General features: G+C 70.8%; 22 protein-coding genes and 2 pseudogenes. 11 read left to right on the top strand and 13 right to left on the bottom strand.

The genetic code is table 11. From position 1 onward, the window contains the following. Positions 1 to 24 precede the first annotated feature (24 nt). Positions 25 to 861: a polysaccharide deacetylase family protein gene (locus QQY66_RS45020; protein ID WP_301986253.1), complete on the top strand. Its 837-nt coding sequence runs from the start codon at positions 25 to 27 to the stop codon at positions 859 to 861. A gap of 27 nt (positions 862 to 888) precedes the next feature. On the opposite strand, the gene QQY66_RS45025 is transcribed toward QQY66_RS45020, so the two are convergent. Continuing rightward, entirely contained in the window at positions 889 to 1,551 is a 663-nt protein-coding gene (locus QQY66_RS45025; protein ID WP_301986255.1) for a class F sortase, read from the bottom strand. Positions 1,552 to 2,199: 648 nt separating this feature from the next. Here QQY66_RS45025 and QQY66_RS45030 point away from each other — a divergent pair. After that, positions 2,200 to 2,598: pseudogene (locus QQY66_RS45030) on the top strand (hypothetical protein); the annotation flags it as partial. Between the two features lie 113 nt (positions 2,599 to 2,711). Here QQY66_RS45030 and QQY66_RS45035 read toward each other — a convergent pair. The 3 genes from QQY66_RS45035 to QQY66_RS45045 form a co-directional block, all read right to left on the bottom strand. Next, on the bottom strand, positions 2,712 to 3,215 hold the full coding sequence (locus tag QQY66_RS45035) for a hypothetical protein (protein WP_301986257.1): 504 nt from the start codon (positions 3,213 to 3,215) through the stop codon (positions 2,712 to 2,714). Between the two features lie 219 nt (positions 3,216 to 3,434). Next, a complete protein-coding gene (locus QQY66_RS45040) occupies positions 3,435 to 4,169 on the bottom strand; it encodes a DUF4239 domain-containing protein (protein ID WP_301986258.1) in 735 nt (244 codons plus the stop codon). A gap of 46 nt (positions 4,170 to 4,215) precedes the next feature. Beyond that, the gene (locus tag QQY66_RS45045) at positions 4,216 to 4,824 is read right to left on the bottom strand and encodes a hypothetical protein (RefSeq protein WP_301986259.1); all 609 of its coding nucleotides are present in this window, start codon (positions 4,822 to 4,824) and stop codon (positions 4,216 to 4,218) included. 296 nt (positions 4,825 to 5,120) lie between these two features. Between QQY66_RS45045 and QQY66_RS45050 the strand changes: the two genes are divergently transcribed. The 3 genes from QQY66_RS45050 to QQY66_RS45060 all read left to right on the top strand — a co-directional run bounded on the left by QQY66_RS45050 (position 5,121) and on the right by QQY66_RS45060 (position 9,362). After that, positions 5,121 to 6,095 (top strand): SCO0930 family lipoprotein, encoded by a 975-nt coding sequence (locus QQY66_RS45050; RefSeq protein ID WP_301987709.1) that lies wholly within the window; start codon positions 5,121 to 5,123, stop codon positions 6,093 to 6,095. Between the two features lie 313 nt (positions 6,096 to 6,408). Beyond that, positions 6,409 to 7,221, top strand: coding sequence for an SAM-dependent methyltransferase (locus QQY66_RS45055; protein ID WP_301986260.1), 813 nt, complete (start codon positions 6,409 to 6,411; stop codon positions 7,219 to 7,221). Further along, positions 7,218 to 9,362, top strand: a complete 2,145-nt coding sequence (locus tag QQY66_RS45060) for a bifunctional diguanylate cyclase/phosphodiesterase (RefSeq protein ID WP_301986261.1) — start codon at positions 7,218 to 7,220, stop codon at positions 9,360 to 9,362. The genes QQY66_RS45055 and QQY66_RS45060 overlap by 4 nt, the downstream gene beginning before the upstream one ends. Before the next feature lie 562 nt (positions 9,363 to 9,924). Here QQY66_RS45060 and QQY66_RS45070 read toward each other — a convergent pair. Continuing rightward, a complete protein-coding gene (locus tag QQY66_RS45070) occupies positions 9,925 to 10,809 on the bottom strand; it encodes a LysR family transcriptional regulator (protein WP_301986263.1) in 885 nt (294 codons plus the stop codon). Positions 10,810 to 10,928: 119 nt separating this feature from the next. Here QQY66_RS45070 and QQY66_RS45075 point away from each other — a divergent pair, with 119 nt between their 5' ends. The 5 genes from QQY66_RS45075 (at position 10,929) to QQY66_RS45095 (ending at position 16,280) form a co-directional block, all read left to right on the top strand. Next, complete coding sequence (locus tag QQY66_RS45075) at positions 10,929 to 11,600, top strand: succinate dehydrogenase (protein ID WP_301987710.1); 672 nt, start codon at positions 10,929 to 10,931, stop codon at positions 11,598 to 11,600. Then, entirely contained in the window at positions 11,597 to 13,546 is a 1,950-nt protein-coding gene (locus QQY66_RS45080; protein ID WP_301987711.1) for a fumarate reductase/succinate dehydrogenase flavoprotein subunit, read from the top strand. The genes QQY66_RS45075 and QQY66_RS45080 overlap by 4 nt, the downstream gene beginning before the upstream one ends. Further along, a complete protein-coding gene (locus QQY66_RS45085) occupies positions 13,543 to 14,292 on the top strand; it encodes a succinate dehydrogenase/fumarate reductase iron-sulfur subunit (protein WP_301986264.1) in 750 nt (249 codons plus the stop codon). Before QQY66_RS45080 ends, QQY66_RS45085 begins: the two co-directional genes overlap by 4 nt. A 228-nt stretch (positions 14,293 to 14,520) precedes the next feature. Then, positions 14,521 to 15,294, top strand: a complete 774-nt coding sequence (locus tag QQY66_RS45090; RefSeq protein ID WP_301986265.1) for a GNAT family N-acetyltransferase — start codon at positions 14,521 to 14,523, stop codon at positions 15,292 to 15,294. Beyond that, entirely contained in the window at positions 15,294 to 16,280 is a 987-nt protein-coding gene (locus QQY66_RS45095; protein WP_301986266.1) for a 1-acyl-sn-glycerol-3-phosphate acyltransferase, read from the top strand. Before QQY66_RS45090 ends, QQY66_RS45095 begins: the two co-directional genes overlap by 1 nt. Positions 16,281 to 16,357: 77 nt before the next feature. On the opposite strand, the gene QQY66_RS45100 is transcribed toward QQY66_RS45095, so the two are convergent. Continuing rightward, complete coding sequence (locus tag QQY66_RS45100) at positions 16,358 to 17,374, bottom strand: LLM class flavin-dependent oxidoreductase (protein ID WP_301986267.1); 1,017 nt, start codon at positions 17,372 to 17,374, stop codon at positions 16,358 to 16,360. Between the two features lie 59 nt (positions 17,375 to 17,433). Further along, positions 17,434 to 17,604, bottom strand: a complete 171-nt coding sequence (gene rpmF / locus QQY66_RS45105) for a 50S ribosomal protein L32 (protein WP_301986268.1) — start codon at positions 17,602 to 17,604, stop codon at positions 17,434 to 17,436. Between the two features lie 394 nt (positions 17,605 to 17,998). On the opposite strand from rpmF, the gene QQY66_RS45110 reads away from it, so the two are divergent. Further along, the gene (locus QQY66_RS45110) at positions 17,999 to 18,514 is read left to right on the top strand and encodes a hypothetical protein (protein ID WP_301986269.1); all 516 of its coding nucleotides are present in this window, start codon (positions 17,999 to 18,001) and stop codon (positions 18,512 to 18,514) included. A gap of 49 nt (positions 18,515 to 18,563) precedes the next feature. On the opposite strand, the gene QQY66_RS45115 is transcribed toward QQY66_RS45110, so the two are convergent. The 6 genes and pseudogenes from QQY66_RS45115 to egtA form a co-directional block, all read right to left on the bottom strand. Next, positions 18,564 to 18,779, bottom strand: a complete 216-nt coding sequence (locus QQY66_RS45115) for a dodecin (RefSeq protein ID WP_301986271.1) — start codon at positions 18,777 to 18,779, stop codon at positions 18,564 to 18,566. A gap of 209 nt (positions 18,780 to 18,988) precedes the next feature. Beyond that, positions 18,989 to 19,159: pseudogene (locus tag QQY66_RS45120) on the bottom strand (polysaccharide deacetylase family protein); the annotation flags it as partial. Positions 19,160 to 19,329: 170 nt separating this feature from the next. Then, positions 19,330 to 20,292: an L-histidine N(alpha)-methyltransferase gene (gene egtD / locus QQY66_RS45125; RefSeq protein ID WP_301986272.1), complete on the bottom strand. Its 963-nt coding sequence runs from the start codon at positions 20,290 to 20,292 to the stop codon at positions 19,330 to 19,332. Next, positions 20,289 to 21,074 carry an ergothioneine biosynthesis protein EgtC gene (gene egtC, locus QQY66_RS45130; RefSeq protein WP_301986273.1) on the bottom strand — a complete coding sequence of 262 codons (786 nt, stop codon included), beginning with the start codon at positions 21,072 to 21,074 and terminating at the stop codon, positions 20,289 to 20,291. Before egtC ends, egtD begins: the two co-directional genes overlap by 4 nt. Beyond that, positions 21,074 to 22,384, bottom strand: a complete 1,311-nt coding sequence (gene egtB / locus QQY66_RS45135) for an ergothioneine biosynthesis protein EgtB (RefSeq protein WP_301986274.1) — start codon at positions 22,382 to 22,384, stop codon at positions 21,074 to 21,076. Before egtB ends, egtC begins: the two co-directional genes overlap by 1 nt. Continuing rightward, complete coding sequence (egtA, locus tag QQY66_RS45140) at positions 22,381 to 23,730, bottom strand: ergothioneine biosynthesis glutamate--cysteine ligase EgtA (protein ID WP_301986276.1); 1,350 nt, start codon at positions 23,728 to 23,730, stop codon at positions 22,381 to 22,383. The genes egtB and egtA overlap by 4 nt, the downstream gene beginning before the upstream one ends. Positions 23,731 to 23,963: the final 233 nt, after the last annotated feature.

The raw sequence follows: 23,963 nt of genomic DNA on the forward strand, positions 1-23,963 counted from the left end.
GCCCCGAGGGGCGACTGATGAGTCATGAAGAAGGATCAGTTGCTCACCCGGCGCCGGGCGTTGGCCGTCGGCGCCGCCACTGTCGGGGCGGCCGGCACCGCCGGACTGCTCACGGTGCGCGCGGGCGACCAGCCGGTCCGCCCCGCCGCCGGGGCCGCGGGCCCGGAGGCGCGCCGCGCCCTCAAGCCCTCCGCCTACCGGCTGCAGCCCCTCACCGGCCACGATCCGCCGCGGGCCGCGGCACGGCGGCTCCTCGTGCGGCGCGAACCCTTTCTGCGTGTCTTCGGCCGCGGCCGGACCATGGTGCTGACCTTCGACGACGGCCCGGACCCCCGCTACACCCCGGACATCCTGGACACACTGCAGGCATACGACGTCCGCGCGATGTTCTTCGTCTGCGGCGAGATGGCCGCCGAGAACCCGGACCTGGTGGAGCGCATGGCCGACGAGGGGCATGTCGTCGGCAACCACACCTGGTCCCACCCGCTGCTCACCCGCCTCACCCGGAGGCAGATCCGCTCCGAGATGAAACGTACCTGCTCGGTCATCGAGGACACGTCCGGCGAGTGGCCCCGCTGGTTCCGCGCCCCCTACGGGGCATGGAACCGCGCGGCCTTCCAGCTCGGCGCCGAACTGGGCATGGAGCCGCTGGCGTGGACGGTCGACACCCTCGACTGGACCGAGCCCGGCGCCCGCACCATCGTCGACCGGGTCGAGAACGGCGCCGCCCCCGGCGTCGTGGTGCTCTCGCACGACGCCGGGGGCGACCGCTCGGAGAGCGTCCGGGCCCTGCGCGACTATCTGCCGCAACTGCTGGACGACGGCTACCACATCACCGTCCCGCGCCGGCGGCACGTCTGACGGGCCGCGCCCGCCCGGCCGGGACGCTCAGCGCACCTCGACCAGGCGGGCGAAGACGACGACGTTCCCGTCGTAGCCGTTCTGCTTGGAGAAACCGCCGCCGCAGGTGATGACCCGCAATTCGGGGCTGCCCTTGGAGGCGTAGACACGGTCGCCGGGGAAGTCGTTCTTCTCGAAGACCTCGATGCCGTAGATCTCGAATACGGCCGTCTTCGCGTCCTTGCGGGCGACCTCGACGCGATATCCCTTCTTGAGGGCCCCGAGTCCGTAGAACACGGCGGGGCCCTGAGTGTTGTCGACATGGCCGACGATCACGGCGGTGCCCTTTTCGCCGGGGGAGACGGCACCGGTGAACCAACCGGCCAGATTCGGGTCCTCCGGCGGCGGCGCGTCGACCCACCCGGCCGCGTCCAGGCCGACCGGCATCATGGGCGCGTCGACCTGGATCGCCGGGATCCTGACCCGGTCCGGCGCGGCGTACGGCAGCGCGCCCGGGGCCCGCAGGAAGGCGCCCTGCGGTGTCCGGGCCTCCGCGGCGGCTGCCGAGGCGGGCTGCGGGGGCCCCTCGTCGAACTCTCCCGAACCATTGCGAATGAGCGCGAGGCCGGTCAGCAGAACAAGCGCTATCACGCCCCAAGGAGCGCGCTTCTTCCGCTGCTCCTCCTCTTCGGCCACCTCGTACGCAGACATTCGACTTCCCCTCTCGACGCGGCCGTCGCCACGTCAATGGCGCATAGGAGAACGCTAAGTCCCGCGGACACCGCCAGCGACGGGGCAGAAGCGAACGGGTGGCCCGAACGCCGGCGTGGTGCGCCATCCGAGTCGCCGCGAACAGGAATTTTCTGACAGTGCGTGACCTGCGGCAATATCCGATTGTGTGGTTTTTCTTCGGCGTGTCTTCTCACCAGGACGGACCATTCCCGAAATGCGGGCGCGAGCAGGGCATCTGAGGGTCTTTCTTGGAGGCGCTTTCTCGCCGATCGACCGGGGACGGGTCCCGGGGCGTCTTCCGCGGAGGATCACATGCGTACTACTCGTTCCCTGGCGGTCTCGGCCGCCGCGGTCGCCGTCCTCGGGCTCGCCGCTCCCGCGGCCGTCGCCTGGGACGGCATGAACGACGCCGACGGCAGAGGCGGCTACGGCGGTGGGTTCGGTGGCAACGGCGGCGACCCCGGTGGCTTCGGCGGAAATGGCGGCTTCGGCGGCGACGGCTTCGGCGGCAACGGTGGTGGGTTCGGTGGCAACGGCGGCGACCCCGGTGGCTTCGGCGGAAATGGCGGCGGCCACGGCGGCCACGGCGGCCACGGCGGGCACTTCGGCGGCAACGGCCGGTTCTTCCCGAGCAATATCGTCGTGCTGCCCAGGGTCATCGCCCGAGGCGGCCAGCTGACCGTCATGGTCGACGGCTGCCCCAACGGCGGCACCATGACCTCCCGTGCCTTCCCACGGGCCAGGCTGTTCCCGATCAGAGGCGCCAACGCCACATCGAGAGGCACCGCGACCGTCCACACCAACGCCAGACCCGGCCCGTACGACGTCACCGTCCACTGCTCCGGCTCCACCCTGACCCGGCCGAACGCCTTCACTGTCATCGGCGGTGTCCGCGGCGGCATCGGCGGCAGCAGCTCCACCGGGGCGACCCCGACCGACATGGTCATCGGCGGCGGTCTCGTGGCCGCGGCCGTCGTCGGCGGCGGAGTGTTCTGGATGCGGCGCCGGTCCGAGAAGCGGATCTGACCGCCGCCGATCCCCGGAGCTGATGCGCCCCGGACCCTTCGAAGGGTCCGGGGCGAAGGTTTGTGCGGGTGATTTGTGCGGGTGGTCCGTGCGGTTGGGGGGGGAGGGGCCGGTCAGGCGCCGTCCTCGTCCGTGCGGCGCCGTGAGAAGTGGTACGCCGCCCCGACCGAGCCCGTGATGAGCGCGAGGCCCAGCCCGATCTCCTGGAGGTTGAAACCGCCGACGCTGCCACCCTCACCGGCGTGCACGCCCCGCGGCGGGACCCGGTGGCCCGGACGACCCTCGGCGATGGTGAGGTCCACCTCTTGCCAGAAGGTGCCGCAGCTGAACTTCACCGAGTACACCGCGCCCGCGCGCGCGTCCCGGTCCACCACCGCCGTGGCCGAATACTGGCCCCTGCGGATCGTCACCGTGTCGAAGATCCCCGAGGAGACGTACACATCCTGGTCGCAGCCTCTGACGCGCAGGGACACCTGCCCGCCGGCCTCGATGGTCGTCGGCAGCACACTGGCCCGGAAGCCGGTGTGCTCGTCACCGCGTGCGTGAGCGGCGGGAGAGGCCAGTGCCAGGGCGGTGACGCCCAGCAGCGCGGCCGAGGCGACGCGTATCGCGCGCATGGTGGATCCTCCGGTCCCCGAGGAGCAGCTGCGGACCTTCTCCGCTTGCGCCAGAAATGCACCTCGATGATCGAAACGCTAGAAAGGTGCATGCGCAGGCGCGATCGCAGTAGCGCGAACGGGTCAACCGTGTGGGCCGTCCAGGGGACGGTGGTGCCGCGATCGGGGGACAGCCGCGGTGTGGCGGCCGTCCCCCGAGGATCTCCCGGCGCGGGACCGTCAGCCGCCGATGTGGGGGAAGAGGTCCAGGAACGGATCGGCCGAGGCGGTGACACCCCGGCTGTAGGGCGCGTCGAAGTCCCAGATGAGGAAGAGCAGGAAGGCGATCAGCGCCGAGAACAGCCCGGCGAGGATCAGCTCCCGTGCCGTACGCCGGATCTGCAGCACGAAGATCATCCCGATCGTGACCACGCCCCCGGTGATCAGCCCGAACCACACCACCCCCGGCATCGTCTCCCCGGTCGCGCCGGCGCGGGCACTGCGTGCCTGGTCCGCCGCGGTGACCTGGTCGACGAGCGGCTGGTAGGCCTGCGCCTCGAAGTCGGTCCTCGGCTCGTAGTCGGTGACGTCCTCGCGGATGCGGTCGAGGAGCTCGGTGCCGCGCTCGGTGATCTTGCCGTCGTCGGACATCACCTTCCACTCGGTGTTCACGACGTGTCCGACATAGGTGTTGACATCGTCGCGAATACGGTCACGGACATCGGTGGGATAGACCCGGACCCGCTCCGAGATCTCGTGCAGGGCGACCGCCTCGGCCTGGACGTGGTCCTGCGCGGCGCTGCGGCCCTCCCAGACACCGGCGATGGCCAGGCCCAGGACGATGGCGTAGACCACTCCGATCCACATCGTCATGTACTCGATGACGTCGGGCGTCTCGTCGGGATCCTCGTCGTCCGCCGCCGTCCGATGGCGAACGACGGTGATGATGACCACCACGACGCAGACAGCCAGCATCGCGAGGATGAGAACAAGCCATTCCGGCAAGAGGTGCCTCCAGAAATCAGCGCGGACGCAGGGCGGCGATCGCGACCACCGCGGGCACGGTGATGAGCAGGACGAAGGTGAGCGGCGATGTGGCACCGTGCGTCGCCCGCTTGCGCGGTGCGGGGTGGTACGCCGGATAGCTCACCGGGGTCACGGACGGACGCGGGGTCGGCTCGGCCGACGGTGTCGGTGTGGGGCTGGGTGGGGCTTTGGGTGCCGGCCGTGGGGCCGCGGGCTGCGGAGCCGGTGGGGCCGGAGGGGCCGGCGCGGGCGGCGGCTCGGGGGGCGGCGTCGGCCGTGGCTTCGGCGTGGGCGTCGGGTCCGGGGCGGGAGTGGGCTTCGGCGGCTCAGGAGTCGGCGTCGGCGTGGGTGTCGGCGTCGGCGTGGGAGTCGGCGTCGGTGTGGGCGCCGGGCACGAGGGGTGGGTGGGCCAGGTCGCGGGAGTGGGCCAGGTGGCGCTTTTGACGACCGCCACCGCCTCCGTGCCGCCGGGGCCGGTCGACGCGTACGCGCAGACATCGGCGACCGCCGTGCCCGCCGGGGCGCCGACGACCATCCATGCCAGCGTGACGAGGGACAACACCCGTATGGCGATGGTGCCTTGGGTCGGTTCGGGTCCATGCACGACGAAGATCATGGGCCTTGGCGCACCGGCGTACGCCCGAGCGCCGGGGGATTGCCCCGAAGGAGGGACAGCAGGGCGTAGCCGGTTTGATCCGCGTGCGTTCGCGTGTCCGGGGATACGCACGCTCATGCGAGCGCCGTCGCGGCAGTGGCGCAGGTCGCGGGCGCTGTGTGGCACAGGTTTCGGAAAGAAATCCGCAGGGCGGTTGAACACAACGGCGGTCACTGCTCGTACATAGGACCGTGCGCGGCGCAGCAGGGCGCTGCAACATCCTTGCGATGATCGGGGAGTTGAAGATGAAGACCTCCTGGCGGAGCGCCTCACTCGTGGCGAGCGCTGCGGCTGTGCTGGCGCTGACGACGGCGTGCGGTCAGGAAAGCAGCCCGTCCGTGAGCCAGAACGTGGGCGCCACGGCCGCGGCCGGTGACTACGGAACGGCAGGCGCCGGGGCCGGAGCCGGCACCGGAGCCCAGAACGAACAGGGCAACGCCAACCAGGCCTCGCTCGCAGGCCAGTTGGCCGTCTCCACCAATGCGGAAGTCGGCAACATGGTGACCGACAGTGCGGGCATGACCCTGTACCGGTTCGACCAGGACACCGCCGAGCCGCCGAAGTCGAACTGTGACGGCGACTGCGCCACGACCTGGCCGCCGGTCCCGGCGGACGACGCCACGGCCGGCGCCGGCATCGACAAGGCGCTGCTCGGCGAGGTCACCCGCGCCGACGGCACCAAGCAGCTGACCGTCGGCGGCTGGCCGGCGTACCGCTATGCGAAGGACACCACCCCCGGCGACGTCAAGGGCCAGGGTGTGGGCGGCAAGTGGTACGCGCTGGCGCCCGACGGCAAGAAGGCCCAGCAAGGCGGACAGGGCGGTGAGGCCGAGCAGGTCGGCCTGCCCGGGCTGTCCACCCGCAACGACCCCGAGCTCGGCGAGATCGTCGTCGACAAGAACGGCCACACGGTCTACCGCTTCCTGAAGGACTCGCCCTGGCCGATGAAGACGGCGTGCACCGGCGAGTGTCTGGAGAAGTGGCCGGTCATCGAGCCGGTCGACGCCAAGAACACCAAGGGCATCGATCTGAAGGGGTCCGGTCCCAGGGGTCAGGGTTATGTGGTCTTCGACCGGCCCGACGGACTGAAGCAGCAGACCATCGACTGTGTCCCGATCTACACCTTCGCCGGTGACACGAAGCCCGGGGACACCAACGGCCAGGGTGTGGCCGGTGCTTGGTACGCCGTCGCACCCGACGGAAAGGCCGTGAAGGGCTGACCACAGCCTTCCGGCTTCCGCCACCGACCCCGGTCCACCCCCTCCGCACCGCACGGAGGGGGCGGACCGGTTTTGCCGTAATTCACCGTATCTCTTCATATTCTTCGTGACTCTTCACCGTGCTTGGGCACTCCTGGGAACTCTCCGGAACGCCTCGGACACTTTTAGTAGAGGCGATACAGGGCATCAATTCGGCACGTGCCGCAGGCAGTGACCGGGAACGGATGGTCAATTTCCGTTTCCGCTCGCTCCTTTGGCGGGCGATCAGTAGCCTCAGCTCGAACACCGGATCGCCTACGCCTTGGAGAGATTGATGGAGCGTCCCGCCTGGGCCCCACGGAGCATCGACATCTCGGTGCCGAGCGTGTCCCGGATCTACGACTTCTACCTGGGCGGTTCGCACAACTTCGAGGTCGACCGGGAGGCGGCCCGCAGGGCCATGGAGTTCATGCCGGGACTCCCCAAGATCATGCAGGCGAACCGGGCGTTCATGCGCCGCGCGGTGCGCTTCGCCGCCGACGAGGGCATCACCCAGTTCCTGGACATCGGCTCGGGCATCCCGACCTTCGGCAACGTCCACGAGGTGGCCCAGGCGGCAAGCCCCGGCGCGCATGTCGTCTACGTCGACCACGACCCGGTGGCCGTCGCGCACAGCCAGGCGGTCCTCGAGGGCAACACCGACACCGACGTGGTCGCGGCCGACCTGCGCAAGCCCCAGGAGATCCTCGCCGCCTCCCAGGTGCGGCGACTGATCGACCTGAACCGCCCAGTGGCGCTGCTTCTCGTTGCCATACTGCACTTCGTGGAAGACGCGGACGACCCGTACGGAGCGGTGGCCGAACTGCGCGACGCGCTCGCGCCCGGCAGCCTGCTGATCCTCACACATGCCTCGTACGAGGGAATCCCCCTCCCGCCGGAGCGGGCCGAGGGCACGGTGGGCGTATACAAGGACATTCGCAACCCGCTGATCATGCGCTCGCGCGAGGAGATCGCGCAGTTCTTCGAGGGGTACGACATGGTGGAACCCGGACTGGTGGCTATGCCGCGCTGGCGGCCGGACACCGCGCCGGAGGACGAGGATCCGTATGCCTTCTCCGGTTTCGCCGGCGTGGGGCGTACGGCGTGAGCGCGGAGCCGGACGGGCCGGAGGACAGACTGCGCCGGTTCGCGACGATCTGGAGCCGGGCGGTGTTCCCGGTGACCTCGACGTCGCTGACCCGGGCCGAGCTGGAGGAGCAACTGCTGCCGCTCGCCCGGCGGTTGAGCGAGGCGCTGCGGGCCAGGACCTTCCAGGCGGACGAGGCGCGGGCGGTGGGCGCCGCGCTGGTCGCCGTGCACTGCACCGACCCGGAGGCGCTCAGCCGCACCCTGGACTGCGTCGACGCCTACCTGGTGCTGTACTGCGGCGGGGACGGCACGCAGGACCAACTGCGCGCGCGTTCCTCGCGGTTGCAGCACGCCATGGCCGCCGGGTTCGCCACGGCGCTGCGTGAGCGGACGCTCGTCGAGCAGGAGGCGATCTCCTCGGCCGCGCTGAAGGCGCAGGGCGTGGTGGCGCAGGCCCTGCACGCGACCGAGGCCCGCTTCCGCGCGGTCTTCGAGGGCGCCGCCATAGGGATCGGGATCGCCGACCTGGAGGGCAACATACTGCAGGTCAACGGGGCGTTGGTGCGCATGTTCGGCGGCGCCGAGCAGATGGTGCGCACCCGCAACGTGATGGAGTGGACCCACCCCGAGGACGCGCCTCAGGTGTGGCGGCTGTACGAGGAACTCGTGCGCGGCGAGCGCGAGCACTACCACGTGGAGAAGGCGTTCTACCGTCCCGACGGAACGGTCCTGTGGACCAATCTGACGGTCTCGCTGCTCCGCGACGCCGACGGCAACCCCGAGTACCAGCTCGCCCTGATGGAGGACACCACCGAGCGGCGGCTGCTCAACCTCCGGCTGCGCTACGAGGCGACGCACGACGCGCTCACCGGGCTGCCCAACCGCACGCTGTTCTTCGAGCGCCTGGACAAGGCCCTCACCGCGGGCGAGGGCCAGCGCTTCGGCCTGTGCTATCTCGACCTCGACGGCTTCAAGACCATCAACGACAGCCTCGGTCACGCGGCCGGCGACCGGCTGCTCGTCGAGGTCGCCGACCGGCTGCAGTCCTGCGCGACCGCGCCCGGCGAGATGGTCGCCCGGCTCGGCGGCGACGAGTTCGTGGCGCTGACCACAGGCACCGACACCGAGCGCGAGGTCGACGAGCTGGCCGCGCGCATCATGAACGCGCTGGTCGCCCCGATCAGCGTCGACGGCCGGGAGCTGACCGTGCGCGGCAGCATCGGCATCGTCGAAGGGCCGGCGGGGGAGCGGAGCGCGGCCGAGGTGCTGCGCAGCGCCGACATCACCATGTACCGCGCCAAGTCGGCGGGCGGCAACCGCTTCGAGCTGGCCGACGCCGAGGCCGACGCCCGCGCCATCACCCGGCACGGGCTCACCACCTCACTGCCGACGGCCCTGGACCGTGGCGAGTTCTTCATCGAGTACCAGCCGCTGGTCCACCTCGGCGACGGCAGCGTCCGCGGGGCCGAGGCGCTGGTGCGCTGGCTGCATCCGCAGCACGGTGTCCTCAGCCCGGACCGGTTCATTCCGCTCGCCGAGCACACAGGGCTGATCGTTCCGCTGGGCCGCTGGGTGCTGGAGCAGTCGGTGCGCCAGGCCCGCGAATGGCGGGAGCGGTACGGCGCGACCGGGGCCGGTGGCCCGCTGCGCATCAACGTCAACCTCTCGCCCTGCCAGCTCACGCATCCCGGACTGGTCCAGGACACCGTCGACATCCTGGAGCGCGCGGGCGTCGCACCCGACGCGCTCTGCCTGGAGGTGACCGAGTCGGCGTTGATCGGCGCCGACGACGACCTGCTCAAGCCGTTGCGCCGACTGGCCGAGATGGGCGTCGACATCGCCCTGGACGACTTCGGCACCGGCTACTCGAACCTTGCCAATCTGCGCCGGCTGCCGGTGAGCATCCTCAAGCTGGATCGGTCCTTCACCCAGAGCATGCAGCGCTTCCCGGCGGACTCCGTCGACCTCAAGATCGTCGAAGGGATCGTTTCTCTCGCCCACAGCCTGAACCTCGCGGTGACGGTGGAGGGCGTGGAGACGGGCGCCCAGGCCGAGCAGCTCCGGATATTGGGCTGCGACACGGCTCAGGGCTGGTACTACGCCCGCCCGGGCCCGCCGGAGCGGCTGCACGAGCTGGCGCTGGTGGACGCGACGGGGTGAGCCTTCACGGTCGTACGGCCTCGGCCACCGTCGTGGCGGCGCGGACCAGCGCCGCCGTGGCCGTCGACCGGGACTGCCGCGGCCAGGCGATGACGAGGACCGCGGGCGGAGCGTCCAGCACCGGCCGGCCTCGCCCAGTCCGACGAGCGTGAGCAGTTGGGCGAGGTCGTGGCCCCTGCTGCGCATCGCGCGAAGGTACGGGCCCACCGTGCCGGGGCCCAGGTCGAGGTCGGCGAGGGTCAACTGCTCGCGGGCGGCGAGCGCCGCGACACGCGGCTCGGTGGTCAGCGCCTCGGTGTCCAGGCCGGTGCGGTCGAACGGCTCGTAGATCAGCGCCTCGTCGGCTTCACCCTGGCGCAGGAGCCCCGGCTGTTCGAGCCGGCCGCTCAGCTGGACCGAGACCGGGACGGCCGCCTCCTCCGACGCGTAGCGCGCCGTCCAGCGGCCTCCAGCGCGTCCTCAGTAGAACGCGCCCCAAAGGGGCGCGGGGAACTGCGCGACCAGCCACAACGAGCCCGCAGACGAACGACGACCATCGCTGCCCGTCCCGCGAAACGCACCGTCAACGCTCCAGAAGCATCCGCTGCAACTCCCGTGCCGCCCGCGGCGGAGCCACATCGCTGCGATGCGCCAGCGCGATCGTCCGATGCAGCCCGGGCCGGGCCAGCGGGGTCACCCGCAGCCCGTGCCCGGACCGCGTGGCCACCATGCGCGGCACGACGGCCAGCCCCAACCCGGCACGTACGAAGCCCAGGACCGCGTCCATCTCCCCGCCCTCCACCGCGAAGTCCGGCTCGAACCCAGCGGAGCGACACGCGGCCACGGTCAGTTCGCGCAGGTCGTAGCCGTGCCGGAACATCACAAGCCGTTCGCCCTCCAGGTCGGCGATGCGCACGGCACGCCGGCCGTGGCCGGGCCTGGGGGCGTCCGGCGAGGAGACCACGACCAGGTCCTCGCGCAGCAGCTCCACCGAGGTGAGCGCCGGGGAGGGCGTCGGCAGCGGCAGGACGATCAGCGCGAGGTCGAGGGCGCCGCGCGCGAGTTCCCGTACGAGATCGTGCGAGCCGCCTTCCTCGATCATCAGCCGGATGCCGGGATAGCGGTCGTGGAAGGCGCGCAGCACGTCCGGCAGCAGGCCGGTGCACAGGCTCGGCGTCGCGCCCAGCCGGACCCGGCCGCTGCGCAGCTGCACCAGCTCCTGCACCTCGTGCCGGGCCGTGTCCGCGTCGGCCAGGATCCGGCGGGCCAGCGGCAGCAGCGCCTCGCCCGCGTCGGTGAGCGTGATGTTGCCGCGCGCCCGCAGGAACAGATCCGCCCCCAGCTCCCGCTCCAGCGCCTTGATCTGCTGGGAGAGGGACGGCTGCGCCACGTGGACCAGATCGGCGGCCCGGGTGAAGTGCCGCGTCTCGGCGACCGCCACGAAGTACTGGAGCTGCTGGAACTGCATAGCCCTACGATAGCCATCACCTATGGAATCGAGCCGGACCATGTCTTGGACCGATCGGCTGCCTGGGCCTAGCGTTTTGCCACATGGCTCTGGTAACGCGGACGGACCGACGGCCGTCCATGGCACGCACGGTGTGGGACAGCTCCGTCGGCAAGAAGACCGTGATGGCGGTCAGCGGTCTGATCATGCTGCTGTACCTGGTCGTCCACATGATCGGAAACCTGAAGATCTTCTTCGGGCCCGGCGAGTTCAACCACTACGCGCACTGGCTGCGCACCGTCGGCGAGCCGTTCATGCACTACGAGTGGACGCTCTGGCTCATCCGTGTCGTCCTCGTGGTCGCGGTCGTCGCCCACGCCACCTCCGCCTACCAGCTCAGCCGCCGCGACATCAGGGCGCGCCCCAGCAAGTACGTGCACAAGAAGCCGCGGGCCAGCTACGCGACGCGCACCATGCGCTGGGGCGGGATCATCCTCGGCCTGTTCATCGTCTGGCACATCCTCGACCTGACGACCGGAACCGTGCACTCCGGCGGCTTCCAGGAGGGCCACCCGTACCAGAACGTCGTGGACACCTTCTCCACCTGGTACGGCAACGTCATCTACCTCGTCGCGATGCTCGCCCTCGGCCTGCACATCCAGCACGGCTTCTGGAGCGCCGCTCAGACCCTCGGCGCCGGCAGCCGCACCCGCGACCGCGCCCTGAAGACCACTGCCAACGCCCTCGCGCTGCTTCTCACGGTCGGCTTCATCGCCGTACCCGTGGGTGTCATGACTGGAGTCGTGAGCTGATGACCTACACCGACTACGAGACCGGCGAACCGGTCGTCGACACCAAGGCCCCCTCCGGGCCGGTCAACGAGCGCTGGGACAAGCGCCGTTTCGAGGCCAAGCTGGTCAACCCCGCCAACCGGCGCAAGCACACCGTCATCGTCGTCGGCACCGGCCTCGCAGGCGGCTCCGCGGGCGCCACGCTGGCCGAACAGGGCTACCACGTCGTCCAGTTCTGCTACCAGGACTCCCCGCGCCGCGCCCACTCCATCGCCGCGCAGGGCGGCATCAACGCGGCGAAGAACTACCGCAACGACGGCGACTCCATCCACCGCCTGTTCTACGACACCGTCAAGGGCGGCGACTTCAGGGCGCGCGAGTCCAATGTGCACCGGCTCGCGCAGATCTCCGTAGAGATCATCGACCAGTGCGTGGCGCAGGGCGTGCCGTTCGCGCGGGAGTACGGCGGTCTGCTCGACACCCGCTCCTTCGGCGGCGTCCAGGTGTCCCGTACGTTCTACGCCCGCGGTCAGACGGGCCAGCAGCTCCTGCTCGGCGCCTATCAGGCCCTGTCCCGGCAGATCGCCGCGGGCAACGTCGAGATGCACCCGCGCACCGAGATGCTCGACCTGATCGTCATCGACGGACGGGCGCGCGGGATCGTGGCCCGGGACCTGATCACCGGGAAGATCGACACGTACTTCGCGGACGCCGTCGTACTGGCGAGTGGTGGTTACGGAAACGTCTTCTACCTGTCGACCAACGCCATGAACTCCAACGCCACCGCGATCTGGCGGGCGCACCGGCGCGGCGCGTACTTCGCCAACCCCTGCTTCACCCAGATCCATCCGACCTGCATCCCGCGCACCGGCGACCACCAGTCCAAGCTGACGCTGATGAGCGAGTCGCTGCGCAACGACGGCCGGATCTGGGTGCCGAAGGCCCAGGGCGACACCCGGCCCGCGAGCCAGATCCCCGAGGACGAGCGCGACTACTACCTGGAGCGCGTCTACCCGTCCTTCGGCAACCTGGTCCCGCGCGACATCGCCTCCCGCGCCGCGAAGAACGTCTGCGACGAGGGCAGGGGAGTGGGCCCCGGCGGACAGGGCGTCTATCTCGACTTCGCGGACGCCATCAAGCGGATGGGCCGGGGGGCCGTCGAGGCCAAGTACGGCAACCTCTTCGACATGTACCAGCGGATCACCGACGAGGATCCGTACGAGGTGCCGATGCGGATCTACCCCGCCGTGCACTACACGATGGGCGGACTGTGGGTCGACTACGACCTCCAGACCACGATCCCCGGTCTGTTCGCGATCGGCGAGGCCAACTTCTCCGACCACGGAGCCAACCGGCTCGGTGCCTCCGCGCTGATGCAGGGCCTGGCCAACGGCTACTTCGTGCTCCCGGCGACGATCAACGACTACCTCGCGCGCAACCCGCACCAGGAGTCCGTCACCGCCGAACACCCCGTCGTACAGGAGGCGTTGGCCGAGACGGAGGACCGGCTCAACCTTCTCCTCTCCGTCGACGGCGACCGCACTCCCGACTCCTTCCACCGCGAGGTCGGCGAACTCATGTGGGAGTTCTGCGGCATGGCCCGCACCGACTCCGGACTGCGCAAGGCCTTGGAGCGGATCCCGCAGATCCGCGAGGAGTTCTGGCGGCGGATCAAGGTGCCCGGGACCGGCGAGGAGTTCAACCAGTCGCTGGAGAAGGCCAACCGGATCGTCGACTACCTGGAGCTCGCCGAGCTGATGTGCCTCGACGCGCTGCACCGCTCCGAGTCCTGCGGCGGCCACTTCCGCGAGGAGTCCCAGACCCCCGACGGCGAAGCCGCCCGCAGGGACGACGAGTTCACCTACGCGGCCGCCTGGGAGTTCACGGGTACGGGCGAGGCCCCGGCCCTGCACAAGGAAGACCTGGTCTTCGAGTACGTCCACCCCACCCAGCGGAGCTACGCATGAAGCTCACCCTGCGCGTCTGGCGGCAGCAGAACGCCGACGCCGAAGGCGCCATGTCCACATACGAGGTGGACGGCATCTCCTCCGACATGTCCTTCCTGGAGATGCTCGACACGCTCAACGAGGAACTCATCCTCAAGGGCGAGGACCCGGTCGCCTTCGACCACGACTGCCGCGAGGGCATCTGCGGCGCCTGCTCGCTCGTCATCAACGGCGACGCCCACGGACCCGAGCGCACCACCACCTGCCAACTGCACATGCGGTCCTTCAAGGACGGCGACACGATCGACATCGAGCCGTGGCGGGCCTCCGCCTTCCCGGTGATCAAGGACCTGGTGGTGGACCGGACCGCGTTCGACCGGATCATCCAGGCGGGCGGCTACATCACCGCCCCGACCGGCTCCGCGCCGGAAGCCCACGCCACCCCCGTACCGAAGCCGGACGCCGACTTCGCCTTCGAGCACGCCGAGTGCATCGGCTGCGGCGCCTGTGTGGCCGCCTGCCCGAACGGCGCGGCGATGCTGTTCACGTCGGCGAAGATCAACCACCTGAACGTGCTGCCGCAGGGCGCGCCGGAGCGCGAGACCCGGGTGCTCGACATGGTGGCGCAGATGGACGAGGAGGGCTTCGGTGGGTGCACGCTCACCGGAGAGTGTGCCACCGCGTGTCCGAAGGGCATCCCGCTGGTGTCCATCACGAGCATGAACAAGGAGTGGCTGCGCGCGACGCGGAAGGTGGCCGGGCGCTAGACGCCGCAGTTCAAGGAACGTTCGCCGACAGGGTGCGGACGGGCGGGACCGGGGTGGTGCTCAGGCCCGGTCCCGCCAGGCACCCCTGGCATTCAACAAGCCCACACCCGCTCTCCCTTCGCGGGTCACGCGCACGACGCCCGCCATGGGAAGAACTGTTGCGGCCGGACGAAGTGAACCGGCCAGCAAGCCGCTCAGCCGTCCCCGGCCCGTGTTCAGGAGAGTGCCATGACCGGCGTTTCCACGCTCGACCGCCCCCCGCAGCCGTCGGCGCCCACCCGCTACACCGTCACCGTCGCGCGAACGGAGGAGGACGTCCGGGCCGCGCAGCGCCTGCGCCACGACGTCTTCGCCGGCGAGATGGGCGCGCTTCTTTCCACCCCGCAGCCGGGTCACGACATCGACGCCTTCGACGCGTACTGCGACCACCTGCTGGTCCGCGACACGATCACCGACCAGGTCGTCGGCACCTACCGGCTGCTGCCGCCGGACCGCGCCGCGGTCGCCGGACGCCTGTACTCGGAGGGCGAGTTCGACCTCTCCGCGCTCGACCCGATCCGCCCGGGCCTCGTAGAGGTCGGCCGCTCCTGCGTCCACCCCGACCACCGGGACGGCGCGGTCATCGGCCTGATCTGGGCCGGGATAGCGCGCTACATGGTCGACAACGGCCACGAGTGGCTCGCCGGCTGCTGCTCCATCCCGCTCGCCGACGGCGGCGCCCTCGCGGCCGGCACCTGGGACCGGGTGCAGGACAAGTACCTTGCTCCGGAGGAGTACCGGGTACGTCCGCTGCTGCCCTGGAGCCCGGAGGGCGTGGCGCGTCCCGCCACCCGGACCGAGCTGCCGCCCCTGCTGCGCGGCTACCTCCGCCTCGGCGCCTGGGTGTGCGCGGAGCCCGCTCACGACCCGGACTTCGGGGTCGCCGACCTGTACGTGCTGCTGTCGATGCGCCGGGTCAACCCGCGCTATCTGAAGCACTTCCTCTCCCTCGTCCCGGCCTGATGAGCGACCTGCGTACGGGGCTGCCGCAGCGCCTCGGCCCGGCCGCGGCCGTCGGACGGACCTTGACCCAGCGGCGCGGGGGCGGGGCGGCGGCCGTGCACCGCCCCGTCATACCGAGCAGCGCCTGGCTGCCCACCGCACCCTGCTCGCCGCAGATCTGTGTCACATCCGTGCGGTCTGTGACGGACGTGCCGCGCGCCGTGCTGCGGATCGTGGCGATGCTGGCGGTGCTCCTGTTCGGCATCATGCTGATGCCGGTGTTCGGGAGCGTCCCCGCGGCCCGGCGCGACGCGCTGGTCCGACGGTGGAGCCGGGCCGTGGTGCAGGCGGCCGGCGTCCGCGTCCGCATCACCGGCGCAGCCGCGCCCACCGGGGGCATGCTGCTCGTCGCCAACCACATCTCGTGGCTGGACATCCCGCTGCTCGCCGCCGTACGCCCGGCCCGGATGCTCGCCAAGGCGGAGATCCGGCAGTGGCCGGTGGCGGGCGGGCTCACCGCGGCAAGCGGCGCCCTGTTCATCGAGCGGGACCGGCTGCGGGCGCTGCCCGAGACGGTCGCCCGGATCGCCGAGGCGATGCGTGCAGGAGCCGCGGTCGTGGCCTTCCCGGAGGGCAGCACCTGGTGCGGCCGGGCTCAGGGACCGTTCCGCCGGGCGGTGTTCCAGGCCGCGCTCGACGCTGGCGTACCCGTCCAGCCGGTCCGCCTCCACTACCGGTTCGACAACGGGCCGTCCAGCACGGCTCCCGCCTTCGTCGGCGAGGACTCCCTGCTCTCCTCGATGTGGCGGGTCGTCACGGCCCGCGGGCTCGTCGCCGAGGTCGAGATACAGGACGAGATCCCCGCGGCCAGCCACCCCGACCGCCGTGCACTCGCCCATGCCGCCCAGCCCGTCGTCGTGGGCGGCGAACTGGGATGGGCCCACGCCGCCCTGATCTCCGAGGAGTCACGGGCACGGATGCTCGCCGTCGGCCGTCCGGCCCGTTGACACATCGGCTGGATTTGACGCAGCGGGTGTCGGGATGGGCACTTCCACGCGGGAACGGAGGGCCTTCCCTCCGCGGACTACGCGGAGGGAAGACTCGCACGACCCGTGATCCGGGCGAGCCGCCGGTAGGAGTCCAGCAGGGCCTCCCGGTCGTACGTGCTCGTGGTGACCAGGACCTCCTGCGCGCCCGTCTCCTTGAGCACCGTCTCCAGTTCACCGGCGACCTGCTCCTCGGTTCCGGCGAGGTGTCCGGTGAGGCCGGACTCGTAGAAGCCGCGCTCCTTGGTGGTCATGGTGAGGGTCTCGACGCGTTCGGCGGGTGGGAGGGGCGGGAAGGTGCCGTGGGTGCGTGAGTGGGCCATCGACCAGGCCTCGGGGACGAGGAGGCGCTGGGCTTCTTCGGGGGTGGCGGCGACGGCGATCGTGCCGGAGATGACCACGTACGGTTCGCTCGCCCAGGGCGACGGGCGGAAGTGGGCGCGGTAGTGGTCGATGCCGTGCTGCATCTTCTCGCGGTTGCGGAGGTCGCCGATCACCATCGGCAGGCCCGCGCGGGCGGCGATCGCGGCGCCCTCGCCCATGGCCAGCACGAACGGCGGGACGGCCAGGCCCTCCGCGGGACGCGCGTGCACGCCCGTCGGGGACGTACCGGTGAACCAGCCCAGCAGCTCGTCCAGTTGGGCCGCGAAGTCCTCGGCGACGTCCTTGTCGCGCCCCAGTGCCCTGCGGACGCCGTCCGTGAAGCCGACGGACCGGCCGAGACCCATGTCGATCCGGCCCGGGAAGAGGGACTCCAGCACCCCGAACTGCTCGGCCACGACCAGGGGCCGGTGATTGGGCAGCATCACACCGCCCGTCCCGACCCGGATCGTCCGGGTCGCCCCTGCCACGGCGGCGGCCAGCACGGTGGGCGCGGAACCGGCGACACCGGGGACGCCATGGTGCTCCGAGACCCAGAAGCGGTGATAGCCGAGCTCCTCCAGCTGCTGCGCGAACCGTACGGTGTCGCGCAGTGCGTCGGCGTTGGTGCCGCCCTCGCGGGTGCGGGAACGGTCGAGCACGGAGAAGAGGGTCGAGGCGATCAGGGAGCTCATACGGGGTTCAACGCCCGGGTGACGGTGGCATTCCCGCCGTCACCCAGCGTTGCGCCCGGTCAGGTTTCGGGGCGCAGCAGGCCGCGCTCGTAGGCCTTGACCAGGTGCTGCGGTACGAGGTGACGGACGCCGTCGACCGTGACCGGAACCAGCTGCGCGGGCGTGGCCTTCCACTGGGCGCGGCGGTGCCGGGTGTTGCTGCGGGACATCTTCCGCTTGGGGACGGCCATGGGACTCCTTCTTCGCAAGCGGTGCGGGGTGCACCGGCGTGGGCACCCCGCGACGCTATATGAAAATGGATCCCATTAACAAATGGGCCTTCAGTGTGGTTCGCTGCCGACGCCCAGCAGGAAGCCGGCCGGGATGGAGGCGAGGCCGGTCGTCACCATGTGCGGTACTCCCTCGGGCCCTGCTGCGTCATCGGGCCGCTCGTGCGCTTCCGGCGGTACAGCAGGAATCCGCCGACGGACAGCAGCATCGCTTTCATGCCGAACCGCCTCTGGGCGCGGCGCGGCAAGTGAAAATCCGGATGGTCGGATGCGGAGTACGGCAGCGGGTTCTTTCGGTAATCAACCACTGGGATGACTTGATGTCCGGGCATGGCGCATTGGCTAGGGTGAGGGCGTGACAGACAGCAACCAGCGCCCGCTGGCAGTGTTCGATCTGGACAACACCCTCGCCGACACCGCCCACCGGCAGCGGTTCCTGGAGCGCAAGCCGCGCGACTGGGACGCCTTCTTCGCCGCCGCGCCGCAGGACCCGCCGATCGCGGAGGGCGTCGCGCTGCTGCTGGAGCGCGCCGAGGAGTGCGAGGTCGTCTATCTGACCGGTCGGCCCGAGCGCTGCCGGCGCGACACGCTCGACTGGCTGGCGGCGCAGGGACTGCCGGAGGGGCGGGTCTTCATGCGGCGCGACGCAGGGCGGGCGGGTGGGAGTAGAGGTGACTTCCGGCCCGCCCGGCGCATCAAGCTGGAGATCCTGCGCCGCCTCGCCCGGGACCGGGTGATCCGGGTTCTCGTGGACGACGACGAGCTGGTGTGCGAGGACGCCGAACGGGCCGGGTTCACCGTCGTGCGCGCGCGCTGGACCGCCCCTTCCGCCGCGCTGAAGGTGGCGCAGGAGCGGGAGGGGCGGACCTGAGCGCCGGTGTCCGAACCCCGGTCGGATCGGCGCACGTGAGTGGGGCTCCTCAGCCCGGTTCGTCCAGCCGGAACCCCACCTTCAGGCCGACCTGCCAGTGCGCGATCTGCCCCTCCTCGATCTGACCCCTCACCTGGGTCACCTCGAACCAGTCCAGGTTGTGCAGGGTCTGCGAGGCGCGGGTGATGCCGTTGCGGACGGCCTGGTCGACACCGTCGGGCGAGGTGCCGACGATCTCGGTGACCCGGTAGATGTGGTTCGTCATGCGGGTGCTCCTCTCCGCCGTGACACCTGCGTCACTCGTCACTCCACCGTGCCCCAAGGTGCGGCGGAGCGCGACACGCCGCGTAGGCCAGTTCACGCATCGGGTGCGAGTCGTGCCGACGCCGGGCCGCCTCGAAGCGGGCGGTGAAGCACATGGCTGGGTCCGGCCATGGGCCGCCGCGCCACAGAGTGTGCGTCGGGTGTACGGGATCAGCCGGGCGCTGCTGCCGCCGTGGGGGACGGGGAGATCATGCCGGCGCACAGATTGCGTGCGGCCGGCCCCTGCGCGATGCGCGGGATCGCGGCGACCGTGTTGGCGGGCCAGTCGTGCATGAGGATGACCTGGCCGTTGGTGAGCCGGTCGGCGGCCGCCACGATCGCGTGGTCGCGACCGAGCGAAACATTCGTGGTGCTGTGCAGGGGATATGCGTTGGTGTGCGCAAAAGAGAGGCGATGGCAGAGAGTAGAGCTTCGAACGTTTCGGAGCGATTCCGGACAACGAAATGGGGCAGGTGCCAAGACGGCACCTGCCCCAGCTGAGTGGGTGAACGTCAGCGCACCACGCTGAGTGACAGCGCGAACCGGCCCTCGCCGTCCGTCCACCAGTGGGCCAGATCGAGCCCCGCCGCGGACAACTCGGCGCGCACGCCCTCCTTCCGGAATTTCGCCGACACCTCCGTGCGCAGTTCCTCGCCCGCCGCGAAATCGATGGCGAGATCGAGCGCCGGCACCTTCACGGTCTGCGCGGTACGGGAGCGCAGCCGCATCTCGATCCATTCGTTGGCGGTGTCCCAGAGGGCCACGTGCTCGAACGCCTCGGGATCGAAGTCGGCGCCCAACTCACGGTTGACGACGGTCAGTACGTTCTTGTTGAACGCGGCCGTCACCCCGGCCGCGTCGTCGTACGCCCGCACCAGGACCTGCTCGTCCTTGATCAGGTCCGTGCCGAGCAGCAGCGCGTCGCCGGGGGAGAGCAGGGCACGGACCGAGGCGAAGAAGGTCGCCCGTTCCTCGGGCAGCAGATTGCCGATCGTGCCGCCGAGGAAGGCCAGCAGTCGGGGGCCCGGCGTGTCCGGCAGCTCCACCCGGGCGGTGAAGTCGGCGATCAGCGCGTGCACGCTCAGCCCCGGCCGCTCCTCGATGAGGGCGTGCCCGGCCTGGGTGAGGGCGCTGTCGCTGACGTCGACCGGGACGTACGTGTGCAGGTCGGTGAGCGCGTCGATGAGGTAGCGGGTCTTCTCGGAGGAGCCGGAGCCGAGTTCGACCAGGGTGCGGGCGTGGGCCGCGGCGGCGATCTCGTCGGCCCGGGTGATCAGGATCTCCCGTTCGGCGCGCGTCGGGTAGTACTCGGGCAACTCGGTGATCTGCTCGAAGAGTTCGCTGCCGTGGGCGTCGTAGAACCACTTCGGCGGCAGTGTCTTGGGTGTGCGGGTCAGGCCGTGCAGGACGTCGGCGCGCAGGGCGGCCTCGGTGGCGTCCTCGGGCAGGGTGCGGGTGAGAACGAACGGGCTCACGTACGGGGCTCCTTCGGTGGTGCCGTTGCCATGTCGCCGGTCGGGTCCTTGAGCGGGGTGAGCAGCACGTCGGTGCGGCTCGCCGTGAGGAGGGTGCGGTCGGGGACCTCCTGCCAGCGCGGGTCGTCGTCGTAGGGCTCAGAGGCCACGACCGTGCCGGGGCCCGGGAGGTACCAGAGGGTGTCGCCCCAGGCCGTCGCGGCGATCGTCGCGCCGTCCGTGAGGAGCAGGTTGAGCCGGGAGCCGGGGGCCGCCGCGGCGACCTCCGAGACCGTGTCGGCGAGCGCCTGGCCCGCGTCGTCGCCGGTGCGCAGCCGGTTCAGCACCACTGCCCAGACGAGCGCCGAATCGCAGCGGGCCTCCAGTGACAGCAGGTCCGCCGCGGGCAGTTGCCGGGCGAGCGGGGCGAGCGAGCCGGGCCAGCCCTTGACGGCGCCGTTGTGGCTGAACAGCCACCGGTCCGCGGCGAACGGTGCCGCCGCGGCCTCCCCGTCCGCCCCCGCCTCGGTCGCGTCCCGGACGGCGGCGAGCAGAGCCGTCGTACGGACGACCCGGGCGAGGTCCGCGAAGGACAGGTCCGCCCAGATGGGGCCGGCGCGGCGGTAGCGCGCCGGAACCGGGTCCCCCTCCGCGTACCAACCGATGCCGAAACCATCGGCGTTGACGGTGCCGTACCGCTGCCGCCGGGGCGCCCACGACTGCTGGAACAGGCCGTGCGGCGGCTCCACCAGCAGTCGGCGCACCGGCAACAGCGGGCCGACGTACGCCAGATGACGGCACATCAGACGTCCCCCGAGCGGGCCGTGCGGAAGCCGGAGAAGATCTGCCGACGGATCGGATAGTCCCAGTTGCGGAAGGTGCCCCGGCACGCGACCGCGTCCACGGCGAACGCACCGCCGCGCAGCACCTTGTGATCGGGGCCGAAGAACACCTCCGAGTACTCCTTGTACGGGAACGCCTGGAACCCCGGGTACGGCAGGAAGTCGCTCGCCGTCCACTCCCACACGTCACCGATCAACTGCCGTACGCCCAGCGGCGATTCGCCCTCCGGATAGCTGCCCGCCGGGGCCGGGCGAAGGTGCCGCTGGCCGAGGTTGGCGTGTTCCGGCGCCGGATCGGCGTCGCCCCACGGGTAGCGCATCGAGCGGTCGCCGGCCGGGTCGTGCCGGGCGGCCTTCTCCCACTCCGCCTCGGTGGGCAGCCTGCGCCCGGCCCAGCGGGCGTAGGCGTCGGCCTCGTACCAGCACACGTGCAGCACCGGCTCGTCGGGCGGCACGACCTCGGTCACGCCGAAGCGGCGGCGCAGCCACTGCTTGCCGTCGCGCTTCCAGTACAGCGGCGCGGTGACGGAGTTCTTGCGGATGTGCGCCCAGCCCTCGGACGTCCACCAGCGCGGGTCGTCGTAGCCGCCGTCCTCGATGAACGCCTGGTAGGCGCCGTTCGTCACCGGCGTCGTGTCGATGTAGAAGGGCGCCACCTCGCGCAGGTGCGCGGGACGTTCGTTGTCCAGTGCCCAGGGCTCGGTGGAGGTGCCCATGGTGAACGGGCCGCCGGGGACCAGGACTTCGGCCGGACCGGTGAACAGCGGAACGGGCTCAGGGTCCGGGGCGGTGAGCGCCTGCGGGCCCTTGCGGAGCTGATGGGTGATCAGCATCGTCTCGTCGTGCTGCTGTTCGTGCTGGGCGATCATCCCGAAGGCGAACCCGGCCTCCGTGAGCCGCGTCCCGTGGAACGCGGTGCTCTCCAGCACGTCCATGACCCGCCCGCGCACCTCCGACGCGTACCGCCGGGCCTCGTCGGGCGGCAGCAGAGGCAGTGAGGGGCGCTCGGCGCGCGGGTGCTCGAAGGCGTCGTACAGGCCGTCGATCTCGGGCCGCATCGCCTCCCGCCCGGCGACGGTCCGCAGCAGCCACTGCTCCTCCTGGTTGCCGATGTGGGCGAGGTCCCACACCAGCGGGGACATCAGCGGCGAGTGCTGCGCGGTGAGGTCGGGGTCCTCGACACAGGAGGTGAGGAGCGTGGTGCGGTCGCGGGCCGTGGTGAGGGTGGCCAGCGCCTGCTCCCGGAGCTTGTCTTCTTCGGGGGCGGTCATGTGCGGATGTCCTTCCCGTGTGAGGGCCCGTGTGAGGTGGGGGTCCCCCCGGTCGAGCGAAGCCGGGACTGGGGGAGGCTCGTGCCGTTCAACCCGTCCAGGAAGTCGTCGGCTGGACAGCGGCCCTTGATGACATAGCGGTCCAGGTACGCCTGGACGGCGTCCGTGACCTGATTGGTGGCGCCGAGCCGGGGCAGGGCGTCCAGCGCGGCCGTGAAGCAGGCGACCGCCGCCTCGTGCAGCTCGGGGTCGGCCAGCCCGTGCCGGGCCGCGTCGAGCCAGAGCGGATTGTGCGGCGCGGGCAGCGCCAGGGCGCGCTCGGCCAGCGGTTTCACGGTCCGGTAGGCGGTCTCGGCGGCCTCCGCGTCGTCGAAGAGGGCCGTCGTCACGGCGAGCGGCACGATCCACCCGTCGTCGCCGGGCTGTGCGTCGATCATGCGCAGTTCCAGATGGCCGCGCGGTCTGACCGGCGGGAACAGGGTCGTGATGTGGTAGTCGAGATCCTCGTGGGTCGGCGGCCGTGGCGCGGCCGATCTGGTCCACTCCCGGAAGGTCAGCCCGTCCGGGACGTCCCAGGGGGCGCCGTCCTGCCGTACGCACATCACCGGCGCGTCCAGCACATGCCGGGCCCAGGCGGCACGCGGGTCCCCGTCCAGCGCGGGCGCGCCCGCGCGGCCCGCACCGATCTCGACCCACTGCAGCTGCCGGCTGGAGCGCCAGCCGGTGGGCTGCTGTGCGGCGAGCGGAGAGTTGGCGAACGCGGCAAGGAGTACCGCGCCCAGCTGATGCGCCAGCCACCAGCGCCGCCCGTGCCCGAGGGGGCCGGGCTCCTCGTATCCCGCGTCCAGGCAGACCTGCACCGACGCCGAGGTGCACATCATGGCGCGGCCGGCCGGGCCGGTGCGGTCGAAATAGGTCTCCATGGCTTCGTAGCGCGGTTCGTGGAGGAACCGGCGGGGCGAGTGCCAGGGATCCTGGCCGACGCCGAGGAGGCCGAGATCGCTCCCGGCGAGCACCGTGCGGACGGCGTCGAGGTCGGCGGAGACGGTACCGATGCACTCCATCAGGGAGGTGGCGGGCGGCGAGCTGAGCTCCAGCTGGCCGCCGGGCTCGACGGTGAGCGCCGACCTCAGGGGCACGGTACGCAGTGCGGCGTAGGCCGCTGCGAGTCGTTCGGGTGTGACGGGGAGCTGCGGTGTCCGCAGCTCGTGGACGAGCCATTCCACTTCGACCCCGAGGCTGCGGGGCGGGCCGGTCTTGAAGCAGATGCCGCGGACGAGCGCCTCGACCTCGGCTTCGGAGATGGATGTACGAGGCTTCGTACAACCACTTGCCGAATCGGACATGTCGGGATCCTCCTGAGATTCCACCATGCCGCCGACCCGGCTTCCGGGTAGGCCGGAGGCGGCACACCCGATCCACCCAAGACCCTCGCGTCGCTTCGCACAAGAGTGCGTACCGGCACGTTCGGGGCCCGTAACCTCCGCGCCCCGAGTGCTTGGTCGAGTGTTTCCGGGGGCGGAAAAACTCTGTTGCACCGCATGACCAGCATCGCTCACGATGCGTGCATGAGCACGAC

Source organism: Streptomyces sp. DG2A-72, from assembly GCF_030499575.1.
Lineage (GTDB): Bacteria > Actinomycetota > Actinomycetes > Streptomycetales > Streptomycetaceae > Streptomyces.

Excerpts from the sequence above, each read along its gene's own strand:
- QQY66_RS45035 (WP_301986257.1), bottom strand. The coding sequence starts at position 3,215 with ATGCGCGCGATACGCGTCGCCTCGGCCGCGCTGCTGGGCGTCACCGCC.
- rpmF (WP_301986268.1), bottom strand. The coding sequence starts at position 17,604 with ATGGCCGTCCCCAAGCGGAAGATGTCCCGCAGCAACACCCGGCACCGC.
- QQY66_RS45095 (WP_301986266.1), top strand. The coding sequence starts at position 15,294 with ATGAGCGACCTGCGTACGGGGCTGCCGCAGCGCCTCGGCCCGGCCGCG.
- egtB (WP_301986274.1), bottom strand. The coding sequence starts at position 22,384 with ATGACCGCCCCCGAAGAAGACAAGCTCCGGGAGCAGGCGCTGGCCACC.
- egtC (WP_301986273.1), bottom strand. The coding sequence starts at position 21,074 with ATGTGCCGTCATCTGGCGTACGTCGGCCCGCTGTTGCCGGTGCGCCGA.
- QQY66_RS45025 (WP_301986255.1), bottom strand. The coding sequence starts at position 1,551 with ATGTCTGCGTACGAGGTGGCCGAAGAGGAGGAGCAGCGGAAGAAGCGC.
- QQY66_RS45040 (WP_301986258.1), bottom strand. The coding sequence starts at position 4,169 with ATGCTGGCTGTCTGCGTCGTGGTGGTCATCATCACCGTCGTTCGCCAT.
- QQY66_RS45115 (WP_301986271.1), bottom strand. The coding sequence starts at position 18,779 with ATGACGAACCACATCTACCGGGTCACCGAGATCGTCGGCACCTCGCCC.
- QQY66_RS45075 (WP_301987710.1), top strand. The coding sequence starts at position 10,929 with ATGGCACGCACGGTGTGGGACAGCTCCGTCGGCAAGAAGACCGTGATG.
- QQY66_RS45070 (WP_301986263.1), bottom strand. The coding sequence starts at position 10,809 with ATGCAGTTCCAGCAGCTCCAGTACTTCGTGGCGGTCGCCGAGACGCGG.
- QQY66_RS45100 (WP_301986267.1), bottom strand. The coding sequence starts at position 17,374 with ATGAGCTCCCTGATCGCCTCGACCCTCTTCTCCGTGCTCGACCGTTCC.
- egtA (WP_301986276.1), bottom strand. The coding sequence starts at position 23,730 with ATGTCCGATTCGGCAAGTGGTTGTACGAAGCCTCGTACATCCATCTCC.
- QQY66_RS45090 (WP_301986265.1), top strand. The coding sequence starts at position 14,521 with ATGACCGGCGTTTCCACGCTCGACCGCCCCCCGCAGCCGTCGGCGCCC.
- QQY66_RS45055 (WP_301986260.1), top strand. The coding sequence starts at position 6,409 with ATGGAGCGTCCCGCCTGGGCCCCACGGAGCATCGACATCTCGGTGCCG.
- QQY66_RS45020 (WP_301986253.1), top strand. The coding sequence starts at position 25 with ATGAAGAAGGATCAGTTGCTCACCCGGCGCCGGGCGTTGGCCGTCGGC.
- QQY66_RS45050 (WP_301987709.1), top strand. The coding sequence starts at position 5,121 with ATGAAGACCTCCTGGCGGAGCGCCTCACTCGTGGCGAGCGCTGCGGCT.
- QQY66_RS45085 (WP_301986264.1), top strand. The coding sequence starts at position 13,543 with ATGAAGCTCACCCTGCGCGTCTGGCGGCAGCAGAACGCCGACGCCGAA.